This is a genomic window from Psychrobacter sp. TPE 89C, assembly GCF_055522395.1.
The window spans coordinates 1-777 of sequence record NZ_JBVFXW010000106.1; the positions used below are offsets into that span (position 1 = coordinate 1).

Annotated in this window: 1 protein-coding gene; it reads right to left on the reverse strand. The window is 32.6% G+C overall.

All coding sequences use genetic code 11. The annotated features are described in order from the left end of the window. Nucleotides 1–114 precede the first annotated feature (114 nt). Nucleotides 115–777: hypothetical protein (locus ACZW67_RS14315; RefSeq protein WP_465183808.1), on the reverse strand; the 663-nt coding region annotated here is incomplete at its 5' end.

Here is a 777-nt window from a genome sequence, read left to right on the forward strand (position 1 = left end):
AAAATTGCCATTTCATATTCAGTATTACTTGGTAATTAAATATAGTTTAGCTTACCAAATTATCTGATATCAGCATATAAAGTACTTTTTAATACTACCAACAACCGAGTTATATTATTTTTCAGATTTGATTTTATCATACTCTTTATCTATCAGTACTTTTAAGTAATTTACCATGTTTTCATCGTAAGCCTCTGCAACCACATTAAGCTTCTTTTCATAACCATGGGGCAGCTTGAGCTGTTTTTCAGGTTTAATCGTTTTCTTATCTCTAAACACTTTCTGGTTCCAGGCAGTGCGCATTCTCTGAATCAATTCCCTTTTAGCATCAGTATCTTGGTTTACCTTGCTAACTAATGTCGTAAAAGCGTTAGGATTTTGCCAGTGCTTTTTGCTAGCTTCATCAAACTCCTTATTCCTCGCAATTAATTGATCTTCCTGTGACTTCATACCTTGCTCCGATCTTTGAGCAGGCTCATCTATATTTTCAGATTTTGTAGTTTGACTATCAATTAGCTTGCTTTTTAGATCTGAATGTAAATCGAGCGCATCTAATGATGCACATACTTGAGCATAACACTCTTTAGTATTGTTGGGTAAAAAGGTGGGAGCATTGATTAATAGCTCTTTTTCTTGAAGGTAGTCAAGAGCCCAATCCATTTGTTCTTGATTTCTTTTATCCAGCCAACTCAAATATTTATGATTGGTTTTATACTTATTGTAAAAATAAATTGCATTTTTCATAACATTTTTTTTATTAAGTAAAAGAAAGTCTCT